The organism is Lysobacter sp. Root690 (assembly GCF_001427785.1).
Taxonomy (GTDB): domain Bacteria; phylum Pseudomonadota; class Gammaproteobacteria; order Xanthomonadales; family Xanthomonadaceae; genus Lysobacter.
Genome location: NZ_LMHM01000013.1, coordinates 711642 through 726690 on the forward strand (window position 1 = coordinate 711642; position 15049 = coordinate 726690).

At 67.7% G+C, this 15049-nt stretch carries 13 protein-coding genes; 1 reads left to right on the forward strand and 12 read right to left on the reverse strand.

From position 1 onward, the window contains the following. Window positions 1-434: 434 nt before the first annotated feature. From ASD86_RS15080 to ASD86_RS15120, 9 genes are all read right to left on the reverse strand, one after another. Window positions 435-2522 carry a phospholipase C, phosphocholine-specific gene (locus tag ASD86_RS15080; protein ID WP_082578414.1) on the reverse strand — a complete coding sequence of 696 codons (2088 nt, stop codon included), beginning with the start codon at window positions 2520-2522 and terminating at the stop codon, window positions 435-437. Between the two features lie 483 nt (window positions 2523-3005). Then, window positions 3006-3491 (reverse strand): GNAT family N-acetyltransferase, encoded by a 486-nt coding sequence (locus tag ASD86_RS15085; RefSeq protein WP_056111977.1) that lies wholly within the window; start codon window positions 3489-3491, stop codon window positions 3006-3008. Then, window positions 3488-3736, reverse strand: coding sequence for a hypothetical protein (locus ASD86_RS27285; RefSeq protein ID WP_162253673.1), 249 nt, complete (start codon window positions 3734-3736; stop codon window positions 3488-3490). The genes ASD86_RS15085 and ASD86_RS27285 overlap by 4 nt, the downstream gene beginning before the upstream one ends. A gap of 142 nt (window positions 3737-3878) precedes the next feature. After that, the gene (gene yeiP / locus ASD86_RS15095) at window positions 3879-4445 is read right to left on the reverse strand and encodes an elongation factor P-like protein YeiP (RefSeq protein WP_036108330.1); all 567 of its coding nucleotides are present in this window, start codon (window positions 4443-4445) and stop codon (window positions 3879-3881) included. 122 nt (window positions 4446-4567) lie between these two features. Next, window positions 4568-5338: an SDR family NAD(P)-dependent oxidoreductase gene (locus ASD86_RS15100; protein WP_056111984.1), complete on the reverse strand. Its 771-nt coding sequence runs from the start codon at window positions 5336-5338 to the stop codon at window positions 4568-4570. Between the two features lie 178 nt (window positions 5339-5516). Continuing rightward, window positions 5517-6089 (reverse strand): hypothetical protein, encoded by a 573-nt coding sequence (locus ASD86_RS15105; RefSeq protein WP_157476665.1) that lies wholly within the window; start codon window positions 6087-6089, stop codon window positions 5517-5519. Window positions 6090-6093: 4 nt separating this feature from the next. Beyond that, the gene (locus ASD86_RS15110; RefSeq protein ID WP_056111989.1) at window positions 6094-6708 is read right to left on the reverse strand and encodes a hypothetical protein; all 615 of its coding nucleotides are present in this window, start codon (window positions 6706-6708) and stop codon (window positions 6094-6096) included. Window positions 6709-6920: 212 nt separating this feature from the next. Beyond that, a complete protein-coding gene (locus ASD86_RS15115) occupies window positions 6921-7403 on the reverse strand; it encodes a GNAT family N-acetyltransferase (protein WP_056111993.1) in 483 nt (160 codons plus the stop codon). Window positions 7404-7682: 279 nt separating this feature from the next. Beyond that, on the reverse strand, window positions 7683-8558 hold the full coding sequence (locus ASD86_RS15120) for an AraC family transcriptional regulator (RefSeq protein ID WP_056111997.1): 876 nt from the start codon (window positions 8556-8558) through the stop codon (window positions 7683-7685). Window positions 8559-8697: 139 nt separating this feature from the next. Here ASD86_RS15120 and ASD86_RS15125 point away from each other — a divergent pair, with 139 nt between their 5' ends. Beyond that, window positions 8698-9687: an alpha/beta hydrolase gene (locus tag ASD86_RS15125; RefSeq protein ID WP_056111999.1), complete on the forward strand. Its 990-nt coding sequence runs from the start codon at window positions 8698-8700 to the stop codon at window positions 9685-9687. A gap of 12 nt (window positions 9688-9699) precedes the next feature. Here the strand turns inward: ASD86_RS15125 and ASD86_RS15130 are convergent, their stop codons facing one another. From ASD86_RS15130 to ASD86_RS15140, 3 genes are all read right to left on the reverse strand, one after another. Then, window positions 9700-11949, reverse strand: coding sequence for a DUF5916 domain-containing protein (locus tag ASD86_RS15130; RefSeq protein ID WP_056112002.1), 2250 nt, complete (start codon window positions 11947-11949; stop codon window positions 9700-9702). Between the two features lie 115 nt (window positions 11950-12064). Continuing rightward, window positions 12065-13984 carry a Xaa-Pro dipeptidyl-peptidase gene (locus tag ASD86_RS15135; RefSeq protein ID WP_056112006.1) on the reverse strand — a complete coding sequence of 640 codons (1920 nt, stop codon included), beginning with the start codon at window positions 13982-13984 and terminating at the stop codon, window positions 12065-12067. Between the two features lie 36 nt (window positions 13985-14020). Then, a complete protein-coding gene (locus tag ASD86_RS15140) occupies window positions 14021-15028 on the reverse strand; it encodes an NADP-dependent oxidoreductase (protein WP_056112010.1) in 1008 nt (335 codons plus the stop codon). Between the last annotated feature and the right edge of the window lie 21 nt (window positions 15029-15049).

Genomic DNA, 15049 nt, shown 5'->3' on the forward strand with positions numbered 1-15049 from the left:
CCGTGACTTCGCAGCGCTGGATGAACTGCGCGACTTCGAGCGCAAGCCGAACTACATGACCTACCTGTAGGAGCGGCGCGAGCCGCGACCGCGAAACCACAGCCACAGCGCAGCTTTCGACGTGGTCGACATGCCGCGGTCGCGACTCGCTTCGCTCCTACAAGGGCCGGAATATCGCCACGTCGCCGCATGCGTCAACAATGGCATGCGGCGCACTCGGGACCCGAAATCCGACCTCAAGAGAGAGCCACATGATCACTCTGTAGGAGCGGCGTAAGCCGCGACCGCGAAACCACAACCACGGCGCGAGTTTCGACGTGGTCGATATGTCGCGGTCGTGACTCGCGTCGCTCCTAGGGGCTGCGAGGTCGCAACGTCGCCTCGTACTTCAACTGCAACGCACAGCGCTGACCTCGATCGATGACCGACCGAACTCAAGCCCCGATCGCGGGATCACTGAAACTCGCCGCGCCATTTTCCGCATGCCCGGCAAAGCGCCGCAGGTAACCGGTATCGGTGTCGGAGGTGATGCTCAGGTCGTACCACCGCTGACTCGCCGCCAGCGGCCAGTGATCGCTGAGCTGCGCGCCGGGCGCGAGCGCATACTGACGCGCGGCGGCGGTGCTATAGCGATTGGGTTTCAGGGTCAGGCGGCACGCGGCCTTGCCGGTGTTGACGAAATTCAGGACCAGACGCTCGCCAGCGGCATCGTGACGCACCGAGATTTCCGGATTGGCGCCGGTCGCGCTCAGCGCCTTGTTGAGATCGCCGCGGAACGCGCGCAGGAAACCGTTCGGACCAAACGCGGACAGGTCGTAGATGCCGCCGCTGTACTGCCGGGCGCTCCAGTAATCCGACAGTGCGGTGCCGGCGTCGAGCGTGTAATACCACGGGCCATCGGTGCGATTGCCGGCGTAAACGTTGTAGCAGGCGCCGGCGATGCCGTCGTTGCCGAAGTCCAGCCAGTAGCGGCCGCTCGAGGCCTCGATGCGGCCGTCCACGCGCAACTCGTACGGCAGCGCGCGCGCCGGGCGTTGGCCGCGCTCCTGGCGCGGCATGCGCGGCTGCGCCGGTGCGCTGGGCTTGGCGAGTTTGCAGCTGGCATCGGCGTTGGCCATGCTCGATGCGGTGTTCGGCAGCGCCGGCCACGCCGCGTTGGGATTGGCGAAGTCGAACGCGGTGCTCAGGTCGCCGGCCACGGTGCGGCGCCAGGCGCTGATGTTGGGTTCGGCGATGCCGAAGCGCGCTTCCAGGAAACGCAGCACCGAGGTGTGATCGAACACCTGCGAATTGACCCAACCGCCCTTGCTCCACGGCGAAATCACGAACATCGGCACGCGCACGCCCAGGCCGACCGGGATGCCGTTGTAGTTCTCGGTGGCGGTGTCGACCGTGCTCTTGCCCAGGTTGGCGTTGATCGCCGGCAGCGGCGCCGGCAGGTGATCGAAGAATCCGCCGTTCTCGTCGTAGTTGATGATGAACACGGTCTTCGACCAGACCTCGGGATTGGCCACCAGCGCCTCGAGCAGGCGCGAGGTCAACGATTCGCCGTAGGCCGGCGTCGCCGCCGGGTGCTCGCTCATGATGTAGGACGGCACGATCCACGACACCGCCGGCAGCGTGTTCTCGCGCACGTCCTTGGCGAAGTCGGCGATCAGGTATTCGCCGCGCGACTGGGTCGCGTTTTCCGCGGTGGAACCCGGCGACCACGCCCGCCCGCGCTTGTACAGCTGCGAATTCGTATCGAGCTTGCGGAAGTTGGCGAAGTAGGCCAGCGAGTTGTCGCCGTAGTTGTCGTGTTCCTGATACACCCGCCAGGCGATGCCCTTGTTCTGCAGGCGCTCGGCGTAGGTGGTCCATTTGTGGCCGGCGAAGGTCGGCTTGTCGCGCGCCATGTCGGCGGTCCAGTTGCCGTCGTCGGCGTTGTTGACCGCCTGCGCGCCGAAATCGCCCACGGTCATGCCGCTGGTGCCGGCGAACAGGTGCATGCGATTGGGATTGGTCGGGCCGTGGTGCGAGCAGTAATACGCATCGCACACAGTGAACGCATCGGCCAATGCGTAATAGAACGGCATGTCCTCGCGGGTGAAGTGGCCCATGCACATCGGGCCCTTGACCGAGATCCAGGCGTTGTAGTCCTTCCAGCGCGAATACGCGCCTTTCCAGCTGTGGTCGATGTCGGCCAGGCAGTGCGCGGCGGTGCTCGCGGTGTCCAGGTGAAACGGCAGCACCACGTTGTTCGGATTGGTCGCGGTCTTGGGTTGTTCCCACACCGTCTTGCCGCCGGGCAGCGGGATCGGCCGCGGGTCGTCGAAGCCGCGCACGCCGCGCAAGGCGCCAAGGTAATGATCGAAGGAGCGGTTTTCCTGCATCAGGATCACCACGTGCTGCACGTCCTGAATGGTGCCGGTCACGCGCGCGGCCGGCGTGGCCAGGGCGGCGCGGATCGAGGGCGGAAGCAGGCTCAGCGCGGCGGCGCCGCCGGCGAGTTTGAGGAAGTCGCGACGATTCGAGGAAACCAAGGCCTTGCTCCGAAGCTGGGCGGGCACGGCATCCTGCCGTCGGGAAGCGGATCAGCGTGCGGATCGCAGGTTGCAGGATCATGGCATTGCGGTGAGCGTTGCCAGTCACGCTTTGGAAATTGCGACCTGCGTTGTCGGAGCGATTCAGCATGACGATCGCCGCGGCGTTGCATTGCGTGTGTGTTGCCTCGCTTACATGCCTGCATGACTGCAACAGTGAAACGAAACTGTACGGCCGCGAATTCTTTCGTATTCCGGCGAGCGAGTTGCGCGATGACTGCCGGTGCAGACGCGGTGTGAGTTGCGATCGTGCTGATTGCGCCAATTGCGTGACGTCGCGGACTTCGCGGTTTACCCACGCTGTTCGGGGTTCGGGGTTCGGGGTTCGGCGTTCGTGTTGTTTCGTGGTCGCGGCTTGCGCCGCTCCTACAGTGGGGTGGCGCGCATTCGTCGTTCGCTATGGCGGCGCGGCGGCGACTCGACTCAGGCCTGCAACCACAGCGTCATCAACCGCCGCGGATGCGCGACATAGCCGGCGCGCTCGTAGATGCCGCGCGCGTGCGCGTTGTCGTCGTTGACCTCCAGCCGCAACGCGTCCAGGCCTTCGGCCCGGCACAGTGCTTCGACTTCGGCCAGGGCGCGCTTGGCCAGGCCGCCGCCGCGATGCGCCGGCAGCACGAACAGTTCGTCGAGCAGGCCGAAACGGCCGCCGAATTCCAGGCTGAAACAAAAGCCCAGCACGAAGTAACCGGCGATCTCGCCGTCGCGCAGGATCAGGCGCAGGCGCCCGGCATCGGCGTCGGCAACCAGCACCGACAAGGCGCGGCGCAGGGCCGGTTCGTTCCAGGGCAGATGTTCGACTTCGTAGAACGCCCGCAGCACCGGGATCAGGCGGTTCAGATCGGACTCGGTCGCGGCGGCGAAGACGTAGTCGCCGCTGTTGGCGGCGGTGGGATCGTCGGGGTTCATCGCAGTCGGGTCTCCTCGCCGTAGCGGTCCAGCCACGCGGCCGTGGCCGGGTCGCGTTGATGGCGAGCGCGCAGCTTCGACCATTGTTCGCGTTCGTGCCGCAGGCGTTGCTCGGCTTCTTGCTGCAAGCGCTGCATCGCCTCGTAGTCGGACGGCTCGCCGCCGGAGAAGCCGCGCCGGTCTTCGTGCTCGCTCGCGAACGCGCGCACGTCAGACGGCAGCGCGCACCAGCCCGAGCGATGCATCTGCGGCAGCTGCTCCGGTGTGCGGCACGCCGCAGTCGGGCCGGATGCGGTGTCGTGATCGGGTGCCGATGGCTGGCACCCGATCAGCAGCGCCAGCGCCAGCGTGCAAGCGCACGCATGGACGCCGGCGCCAGTGCGCCGATCAGTCCGCACGGCCGGCGAACTCGCCGGTCGCGGTGTTGACCAGCACGCGTTCGCCGTTGCTGATGTACTCGGGCACCATGATCTCCAGGCCGGTCGACAGCTTGGCCGGCTTCGGGCGCTTGGTCGCGGTGCCGCCCTTGAGTTCCGGCGGGGTTTCGATCACTTCGATCGCCACGCTGGCCGGCAACTGCAGGGCCACCGGCTGTTCGTCGATGATCTGCACGTAGCAGCCGCTGAGGTCGTCGATGATGTAGCCGGCGTCGTCGCCGACCACGTCGGCATCGAGCGTATACGGCGTGTAGTCCTCGTCGTCGAGGAACACGAACGCATCGCCGTCCTTGTACGAATAGGTCACCTGACGACGGCTGAGCTCGACTTCCTTCAGCTCGTCGTCGCCGCCGACGCTGAGGTCGTACTTGGTCCCGCCGGGCACCGAGTACATGGTGAAACGGAACTTGACGTTGCCGCCGCGGCCCTGCGGCGAGCTGCGTTCGATATCGCGCACCTGGTACACGGTGTTGTTGTGCTCGATTACGTTACCTTTTTTTACGTCGTAGGCTTTCATGGGTTTCTGGCCGGGAATGGGGAATCGGGAATGGAGAATGGGTAAGGCAGGACGCGGCGAATCTGGGAGTGGAGACGGAACCGCTTTGACGATTCCCGATTCCCCATTCCCGATTCCCGCCGTTACTTAGGCGCCAACCGGGTAGCGCCATCCAGGCGGATCGTCTCGCCGTTGAGATAGCGGTTGCCGAGGATGTAGGCGACCAGATCGGCGAATTCTTCCGGCTGGCCCAGGCGCGAGGGGAACGGGATCGAAGCGCTGAGCGATTGCTGCACCGAGTCGGGCATGCCGTCGACCATCGGGGTCCAGAAGATGCCCGGTGCGACCGTCATCACCCGGATGCCGAAACGCGACAGCTCGCGCGCCATCGGCAGGGTCATCGCGACCACGCCGCCTTTCGACGCGGAATACGCGGCCTGGCCGATCTGGCCCTCGTAGGCGGCGACCGAGGCGGTGTTGACGATCACGCCGCGCTCGCCGTCGTCGCCGGCCGGGTTGTGCTGCATCAGATTGGCCGCGGCCTTGGCGACGTTGAAGCTGCCGATCAGGTTGACCATGACCGTGGTCTGGAACTGCGCCAGCGGCATCGGCGATTCCTTGCCGAGCACGCGGCCGGCGCCGAGGATGCCGGCGCAGTTGATGGCCGCGTTGAGCCCACCGAGAAATTCCTGCGCGGCGGCGAGGTTGGCGACCACGCCGGCCTCGTCGGTGACGTCGGTCTTGAAATAGCGGGCCTGGTCGGCGCCGAGCGCGGCCACGGCCTGCGCGCCCTTGTCGTCGTTAACGTCGAACAGCGCGACCTTGCCGCCGCGGGCGACGAGGTGCTGGGCCACGGCCAGGCCGAGGCCGGAGACGCCGCCGGTGATCACGGCGCGGGCGTTGTCGAGTTGCATGGGCGGTCCTGAAGGCGGAAAAGTCGCCATTCTAAAGGACCGGGCGAATCGGGGGCGGGGCCGATGGCTGGCGGGGGCGGGCGCCGCCGGGGCCGGCCACGCTGGCAGCCGCCGGCTGGGTCTTCTGGCGGTCCGGTCGCGATCGCCCCGGCCGCGGTGGCGGCCGGGGCGAGCCCGATCAGCGCGCAGTCGCGCGCTCGAACTGAGGATCGGAGAACAATTGCTGCAACAGCTTCTGCACCGTGGCCGTGTAGTTGTCGAACGCCGCGGGAATGGCGATCGGTCCCATGAACGAGGACGGCCAGTGATGCTCGGCGGTCAAGGTGCGGTCGTAGACCTGCGAATCGCCGCGCTTGATCACGAAGCGCGCCTGCACGATCGCATGGCCGTCCCCGGCCGCGGCGCCGCCGCCGTTGAGCCGGTTCTGCAGCAGTTCGCCGCCGATCTCGAGTGCGGCGTTGTCGTCCAGGCGCCCAGCGGTCTTGAGTTCGGTGCTCAAGGCATCGCGCAGGTAAGTCGAGAATTTGCCGTCCTCGCCGCCGCTCAGCGTCGAGCCGCGCACGTTGAGCGGCTTGCCGTCGAGCTTTGGATCGGCGGAAAACGCGCCGACCCGCAACGGTGCCGCGCCGCTTTGACGGCTCAGCACCTCGGCGTTGGCCATGCCGGGCTGGTACTTGCTCGCGACCATGCTCACGCAGGCGCTTTGCAGCGCCAGCGTGGCGATCAAGGCCATGCGGAACAGTGCGTTCACCGGCTTATTCCGCGTCGAACGCATGCTTTTCCGACAACTGCTTGAGGCCGTTCCAGACGATCTGGTCCATGACCTGATGCGCCGCGACCTGCGGGGCGACCGGGGTCAGGCCGGCCGGGCCGGCCTTGTTGCCGATGGTCGAATGGATGGCGTGACGCACCACCGCTTCGGTGGTCTTGCCGTTGGCGGTGTAGCTGACGGTGGCGTTGTAGCCGTCGGTGACCAGCGAACCGGCCAGGCCGAAGGTCAGGCCGGTGCCGAAGCCCTTGGCGGCGGCGTTGTCGGTGACCGGCACGTTGTCGATCATCACCCGCAACTGGCCGGCGCCGGGCGTGGCCTCGCCGCTGACCTGACTGAACAACCCGGACTCGGTGGCCGCCGCCAGCGTGCGCGGCCGCAATTCGGCGGTGGCGCGGGCATTGGCGTTGCCCTTGGTGCGGAACTCGGCCAGCACCTGCACCGGCCTGGGCGTGGCCGGCGCGGCGATGTCCTTCTTGGCGACCGTCGGCAGCGCCGGATCGACATACATCTTCATGCTCAGGCAGCCGGTCAGCGAAATGCTCAGCGTGAGCGCCGCCAGCGCCGCGCGCAGGGCGCGCGGTCGGATCGCGATGGACATTGGTTTGAATCCCCTGTTGATTGTTTGCTTGATTTCCCCGGAACCGCCGTGAGCGGTCCGACGGGCTTTATAGCGTGACGCCGTTCCTTTTCCAATAAGCGAAACGCCACAAATACGCCGGCGATTCTTGCGATCACGGCGAAGCTCGGCTCAAGGCACCAGTGCGGTGTCCAGCCCGATGGATTTATGTGCTGGCGATCGTGATCGCGGGCTTACAACGTGCGCAGATACCAGGTATTGCAGCCGCGCAGTCCGCCGTAGCCCATCGGCGCTTCCAGCAACTGGAAGCTGTTGCTTTCCAGCAGGCGTTGCGCGTCGCTCATGCGGTCCAGGGTTTCGGCATAGCACTGGCCGAAACCGAAGCCGCGCGCGGTCAGCAGGCAGCGCTCCAGCAGGGCCTGGCCCAGCCCCAGTCCGCGCGAGGCCGGCGGCAGGTAGAACTTGCGCAGTTCGCACACCCGGTCTTCGCCGCCGAGCAGCGGCGCGACCCCGGCGCCGCCGGCGAGGCGGCCTTCGCGTTCGACCACGTAGTAGGCGCTGCGCGGCAGGCTGTAGGCGCGCTGCATGGCATCGATTTCGCTGTCGGCGACCGCGCCCGCGCCGAACTCGGCCATCACCTGGCGGATCAAGCTGGCGACGGCGGCATCGTCGCGCGCTTGGATCGGACGCAGTACGACGCCGGGCGGCAGGGTCATGGCGGTTTCCTTATCGCGGATGGCGCATCCTCGCTCAAGCCGGCGCGCTTGCGAAGGGCGCCGCTGCGTCACTGCGCCGTAATCGAGCCCCGGACTTCGACGGCATTCGCATTCCGCGCACCGACGCGCCGCGCTGGCCGGGCCTGCATGGTTTTGACGTTGCGGCGCCGCGCGCGGGCCGGTCGGCGACGAGCGAGTTCGGGCGATCGCTGTTTGATTGCATGCAGCGACCTCGCGAACCGCGAGCGAATGCCGCCCGATCAGCGCATGGCCGATCGATCAATGATACGAAGCGACAAGTTGCGCCGGACTCACCCCCAGCACCCGGCGCATGCACCGCGCCATATGGCTCGCATGCGAGAACCCGGCTTCCAGCGCGATCTCGCCCATGCGCCGTTCGCCCCGCAGCAATAGGAAGCGCGCGCGTTCCACCCGTCGCTCCAGCACATAGCGATGCACCGGCAGGCCGGTGGCGTTTTTGAACAGCGGCTTGAAGTGGGACAGGCTGAAACCGGCCACCCGCGCGAGTTCGGCCAGCGACAGCGGCTGATCCAGGTGCGCTTCGATGTAGTCGAGCACATGACCCAATCGCCACGCCGGTAGCGCGCGCGCCGGCCGCTCGTGCTCGGGCGCGCTTCGGGTCTGCAAGGCGAGCAGGCGCGCGGCCAGGGCGCCGGCGAGGCTGTCGGTGAACAGGCGTCCGCCGGGGTAAGCGTCGCGCTCCTCGGCCTGCATCATCCAGCCGATGCGTTCGATCTGCGCATCGCGCACATGGATCGACGGCGCCAGGCCGTCGCTGCGCGCGCTCGCGCCCATCGCGTCGGCGGTCGCGCTGAGCAGCGACGGCGTCAGCCGCAGCAACAGCGAGGTCGCGGGCCGGGACAGGATCCAGCGGGTCGACGAGCCCGCCGGTACCACGCAGAACTGGCCGTGCAGGCGCAGGCCCTGATGTTCGCGCCCGTCGCGGCGATACGACACCGGCACCGGCTCGCCCAGATGCAGGCACAGCACATGGCGGCCGTCCAGCGGCGAATCGAAATGCCCGCCCGGCACCGGTGAGGTCAGCACGTCGAGCAAGGGCGCGCGGTCGGCGCCAACGATCGGCGGCGGTGGGGCGGTCGTGGGGCGGGGGTAACAGGCGGGCCGGTCGCTCATCGCCTGATGCTTGGCTTGAGCCACACCGCCGGCAAGTGCCGAAAATCATACGTGCGTGTCCGCCACCGGCCGTGGGTGCGCGCGCGTTCGCGATCGGCTCGCCACGATGGGCTCGGTCAATCGTCGCCGGAGAGTGGAAATGCAACGCAGGCAGTTCATGGTCGCCGCCGCGACTTCGTTTTTGCTCGGAGGCGTGATCGGTTCGGTGAGCGGTTGCACGCCGCTGCGCGATGCGCGCCGTGGCGCCACCGCGACCGGCCCGGTCGGGCCGCTGGACGCGGCGGCGTACCGCGCCTCGCGGCGTTTCGCCGAGCTGCCGTTCGGCCGCATCGCCTATATCGAACGCGGCGAGGGCGCGGCCGCGTTGTTCCTGCACGGCGCGCCGCTCAACGGCTACCAATGGCGCGGCGCGATCGATCGCCTGGCGCCGCATCGGCGCTGCATCGCACCGGACTTCATGGGCCTGGGCTATTCGGAAATTCCCGCTGCGCAATCGCTGGCCGCCGACGCCCAGACCGCGATGCTCGCCGCGTTGCTGGACTCGCTGGCGATCGACGCGGTCGACCTGATCGCCAGCGACAGCGGCGGGGCGGTCGCGCAGTTGTTCGCGGTGCGTTATCCGCATCGGGTGCGCTCGATGCTGCTGAGCAACTGCGACGTCGAACCCGACAGCCCGCCGCCGAAGGTGATGCCGGCCATCGAGATGGCGCGCGCCGGCACCCTTGCCGACGCCACCGCGCAATGGTTGACCGACAAGGCGCTGGCGCGTTCGACCTTCGGCGCGGCGGTGTTCCGCGATCCGGCCGGGTTCGCCGACGAAACCATCGAGTACTACGTCAGCCCGCTGGTGGCCTCGCCGCTGCGGCGCGCGCAATACCACGGCTTCCACATCGCGCTCTGGCCCAACCCGCTGGCCGGCATCGAAGCCTCGCTGCGGCGCTGCGCCGCGCCGGTGCGGATCGTGTGGGGCGCGAGCGACGACATCTTCGCCCAGTCCGACGCGGACTACCTAGACCGGCTGTTGCCGAATTCGCGCGGCATCCGACGCGTGGCTGGGGCGAAGCTGTTCTTCCAGGAGGAGTTTCCCGAGGTGATCGCCGAGGAAGCCTTGCGTTTGTGGAAAGGCTGAGTTCGCCCCGCCTCAAATCTCGAAGCGATACGACAGTTTGACCAGCAACTGCTCGCTGTCGCGCAATTCGAACGCGTCGCGGAACTGGCGGCGCGTGTCGAAGCCGCTGCCGTCCTCCAGCAGCGAGCCGCCGCGCACGTAAGCCACGTACAGGTACGACAGCGGCGCAAGTTCGTAGCGGTAGCGGATCTGGAACCCGAGATTGCGCAAGCCGAAGTCGGCGAGCCGGGTATTCACCGCGATCGGTTCCCCGTCCGGCGCTACCCGCCAGCTCTTGCGCGCCTGCGCATCCAGGCCGATCGCTTCCAGTCGCACCCGCAGTTCCTGCCGGTCGTTGATCAACCAGGCCGCGCCGGCATTGAGCATGAGCTGGTTGGAACGGTAAGTGCCCAGCAATCCGACTTCGCGCCGCCACAAGGTCCAGTCCGGGTGGTGTTCCACTCGCACCCCGGTGAACAGGCTCAGCCGGTCGTTGATGTGATAACTCGGCTCGAGGTACACGCTGCGCAGCCCGCGATTCCAGCCGCTGAGGCCATCGGCGTCGTACTGCATCTCCAGGTTGAACGCCCACGGGCTGTCGCCCTGGCGCGGACGGAAACGTTCGAACACCGCGAACACGCGCCGCGGCATGTCGACTACGCCGTTGCCGCGGGTGATCAGGTCGTCGTGGCCCGGGCTCAGCGTGCCGACCTCGATGAATTGATTGCCGCCGTCGCGACGTTCGCTGCGCCGGTTGACCGCGAGCGCGTCGGCGATATGCACGCCGTTGTCGTTGACCCGGTGCGATACCGAGTAATGCCAGTCGTGCGCGGTGAACGGCGAATCCGGCGGCAGCGCGGTTACCCGCCGGCCGAGGTCGTAACGCAGATAGTTGTAGTTGTTGCGTTCCAGATAGCCGAAGTCGTTGAGCTGCAGGTCGCCGCCCAGATGCAGCGCGTACAGCTGATGGCGCCAGCCGTTGCCGCGGTCGTAATCGATCCGCACCTGCGCGCCGCTGTCGCGCAGCCGGCGTCCGCGCTCGTCGACGCTGGAACCCACCACGGTGCTGCGCACCGCCCAGCGTTCGTTCGGGGTCCAGCGGTGATCGAATTCGTACACGGTCGCTTCGCGATCGAGAAACGGCCGCGTCACCTGGGTGACCATCGCGCCGACGCCGTGACGAAGAAAGTCGCGGCTTGCGCGCACGGCGTAGAAGTCGCGCCCGACCGAGTCCGCCTCGCTCGCGGCGAACACGCCGTAGTTGATCCCGCCCGCGCTGCCGTTGAGCTTGACCGCCGCGGCGACATCGCCCGAACCGATCGCGTCGTCGCTAAGGCCGCCGACGCGGCGGGTGTAGATCAGCCGGTTGTTGGGATTGAGCGAACCGAACGGGACTTCGAAGAAGCCCTGGTTCTCGGTGAAGAACGGGCGCTTGTCGTCGAAGAAGGTTTCGACCGCGCCGAAGTTGACCACCAGCCGGTCGCTTTCGACCTGACCGAAGTCGGGATTGAGCGTGGCGCTGAGCTGGAAACGGCCGTTGGGCTTCCAGAACAGGTCGGCGCCCGCGTCGAAATCCGAATCGCGCCCGACGAAATCGCGCACGCCGTTGACGTAGGGCGTGATGGACAGCAGCGATTGCCCGTATTCGGGCACTTCGATCTTGTTCAACACCGACAAAAACCGGGTTTCGGTCAGGCTCACCGCCGGCCACGAGGCGCGTTCGCCGGTGGCGCCGATCACCCGGTCCAGGGCGATGCCGAGCAGGCGCTTGCCGTCGCGCCCGTCGCGCATCGGCGCGATATGCCAGGGGATCAGCATTTCCGCCGACCAGCCGGAGTCGTCCTCGCTGACCGCGTGTTGCCAGTCGCCGTCCCAGTCGTCGTTGAACTGGTTCTCGTTGCTGACCGTGGTGTCGACGATGCCGTCGGCGAGGGTCAGGGTGAAGTTGTAGCCGCCGCGGCCGTCGCCGTCGAAATCGACGTACAGATTGACCCGGTCGACCGCGGCCTCGCTGTTGTCGCGCTGGGTGCGCTGGCGCGTGCGCGGCACCGAGGCGTCCTGCAGATTGCGGAAACTCACCGCCAGGCCCTGCGGCGTCGCCAGCACCCAGGCCTGGGTCGGTTGCGGCGCGGGCAGGCGGGACAGCGGCTGGGTCAGGCGGAAATCGGTGATGCTGCGCGCGTCCTGCCATTCCTCCGGATCGAGCCGGCCGTCGACGACGATGGCGCAGCAGGCGGGTATCGGTGCAGCCATCAAGGTGGCGAAGATCAGCAAGGTGCGCATAGGAATCGGAATCGAGGGCAGAGGGGTAGCGCGCGCGGTCGCGGGGACGCGTGCGGCGGGCGAATGTGGAGCGGGGCGCGCGCGAACGAAGCGTGCGATCGCGTAACAGCGAAGATCAGCGCGCGGCGGTCGGCGTCGACCGCGACGGCACCTCCGGTTCGACCAGCGGCAAGCTCAGCGACGATGCATCCAGCCGCACCGACACCCGCGTGCCCGGCCGATAGCGCAAGGTGTAGCCGGGGTCGCTGGACAGCAGCACCAGGCCGATGCGATGGCCGGCCTTGAAGCGGTAGTCGTTCGGCTGCAGGGTCCAGCGCAAGCGATAAGGTTCGCCGGCGCGAATCGCCTCGCTGCGTTCGCGGCCATGGCGATTGCGCACATCGATCCAGCCACGCGTCACCACCTGATACGGCGTCGATGCGCTGGTGTAGGCGTAGATCGGCCGACAGCCCGAGTTGTTCGGCAGACTGTCGCCGAAGCACCAGGTCTGCGCGGTCGCGGCGAAACCGGTGATGCGCGTGTCTTCGCCGTAATCCACCAGCAATGCGGTGAGATAGGGCGAGGGACCGTCGAGCGTGGCCTGCAGGTCGATCTGCGCTGTGCCGGACAACTGGGCGTCGCGCGTGAGCGGTTCGCTCAGGAACAGCAGTCGATTGGGATCGTCGCGATCGGGCTGGGCGATCAGTTCGGTGGCGCTGCGCGAGGGTGCGTCGACGAATGCGGCTTCTTCGGCGTGGGCGCCGTTGCGATGCTCGGGCGCGCGCCGCAGCGTAAGCGCCGAACCCGCATCCGCCTGCGCCTGCAATTGCCAAGTGATCGCACGCGCGCCCGGACGCGGCCACTGCGGATACGGCTGCCACTGGCCCGGAGCGGTTTCGAGCTGGACCTGCGGCCATGCATCGGTGCCGCTGGCGACGCCGTACAGCGCATGATCCAGCCACGCCTGCACCGCATCCAGCCACGCCTGTCGGCGCACGTTGAGGATGTCGGCGTGACCGGCCTGGTACAGCCACAGCCGGCGTTCGACCCGATGCCGCCCCAATGCGTCCCACAACTGCGCGAACTGGCTCGTGCGCGCGTTCCAGTCGGACAGACCGGCGATCTGGAACACGCTGATGTCGTGGCGTCTGAGCCGGTCGATATGTCGGGTGAAATCGCGCTGCGCCCAGAACCCGTTGTAGTCGCCACTGATGCGATCCATGCGCTGCTCGATCGACGCGATCGCGGCCGCGCACTGCGCCGGCCGCGCGCGGGTCAGCACCACCTTCGCGTGCAGGTCGGCGTCCTCGCCGGGAAAACCATCGGGTTCGACCACGCCGCCGTTGGCGCGGTAATAGTCGTACCAGTTGGAGGTCACCACGTTGGCGACGATGGTCTTGAGCCCGTCGACCCCGGTCTGCGCCACGCCCAGCGCGAGCGTGGCGTTGTAGGCGTTGCCGACCATCGCCACCGCACCGGTCGACCATTCCGCCCGCGCTACGCGGCCATCGCCGTAGGTGGCGCGGGCGCGGCCGGTCAGCCAGTCGACCACCGCCTTCATCGCCTCGATCTCGTCGGGCCCGGTCAGCGAAGGGCAACCTTCGGAATCGCCGGTGCCGAGGCTGCTCGCGGCGACCACGGCATAGCCGCGGGCGACGAAATAATTGTCGTAGTTGGAACGCGCGTAATCGACCGCGGGCTTGGCGTGGGTGGGCGGCGTCCACGGCGACAGCCGCGGTTGGTCGGCGATGTCGACCGGGTGATGCGGCGCTTCGATCAGGCCGCCGAAATACGGGCTGGCTTCGAAGATCACCGCCACCTTATGAGCGCCACCGGACTGGCGCGGCCGGGTCACGAACACCGCGACCCGATCGCGACGGCCGTCGCCGTCGCTGTCCACCGAGGTTTCCACATGCACCACTTCGCGGATCGCGTCGGCATAGGAATACCGCGGCTGGGTGCGGCCGTCGCGGACCACCGCCAGGGTGTCGGCGTAGGCCGGCATGACCGCGGCGGTGAGCACGATGAGCAAGGCGAGCGACGACGGCAACCGCATGGTCAAGTCCTTTTGATGAAGAAGCACGGCGACGGTCTAGGCGACCTTGACCAGCATCTTTCCGAGATTGCGGCCGCTCAACACACCGAGGAACGCATCGACGATGCCGTCGAAACCTTCGACCACGGTTTCCACCGGCAGCAGCCGGCCCGAGCGCAGATGCGGGACCACGAAGTCCTGCAGCTCGCCTTGCAGATGGCCGTAGTTGCGCACCAGAAACCCCTGCAGGCGCAGGCTGCGCTCCACCACTTCGAACAGATTGCGCGGCGCGGGCGGCGGCTGCGTGCTGTATTGCGCGATCGCGCCCGACCAGGCGATGCGGCCGTGCGGGCGCATCTGGCCGATCGCCGCTTCCAGATGATCGCCGCCGACGTTGTCCAGATACACGTCGATGCCGTCGGGCGCGGCCTGCGCCAGTTGCTCGGCGATCGGCGCGTCGCGGTAGTTGAAGGCCGCATCGAAGCCGAGCACCTCGCGCAACTGCGCGACCTTCGCCGCCGAGCCCGCGCTGCCGATCACCCGGCCGGCGCCGAGCAGATGCGCCAACTGGCCGGCCATGCTGCCCACGCCGCCGGCCGCCGCCGAGATGTAGAGCGTTTCGCCCGCGCGCAACTCGGCGATGCGGGTCAGGCCGACATACGCGGTCAGGCCGGTGCCGCCGAGCACGCTCAGCCAATGGCTCAGCGGCACGCCGTCGAGCGCCGGCAGAATCCGCGCCTCGTCGTAGCCGACCAGCGCATGCGTGCGCCAGCCCTGGCGATGGAACACCAGATCGCCGACCGCCAATCGCGGTTCGCGCGAGGCGATCACCCGGCCGACCGAGCGGCCTTCCAGCGGCGCGTGCAGCGGCCACACCGCATCCATGCACTCGCGCATGTACGGATCGACCGAGAGATACAGGTTCTCGACCAGCGCGGTGCCCGCGCCGGGTTCGGGCAAGGGTTGCTCGACCCAGGCGAAGTCGTCCGCGACCGGTTCGCCTTGCGGCCGGCGAACCTGATGCACCGCGCGCGATCCGGACGGACTGACTTGGGAAGAACTCATGCAAAGGCTCCAGGCGAAAAG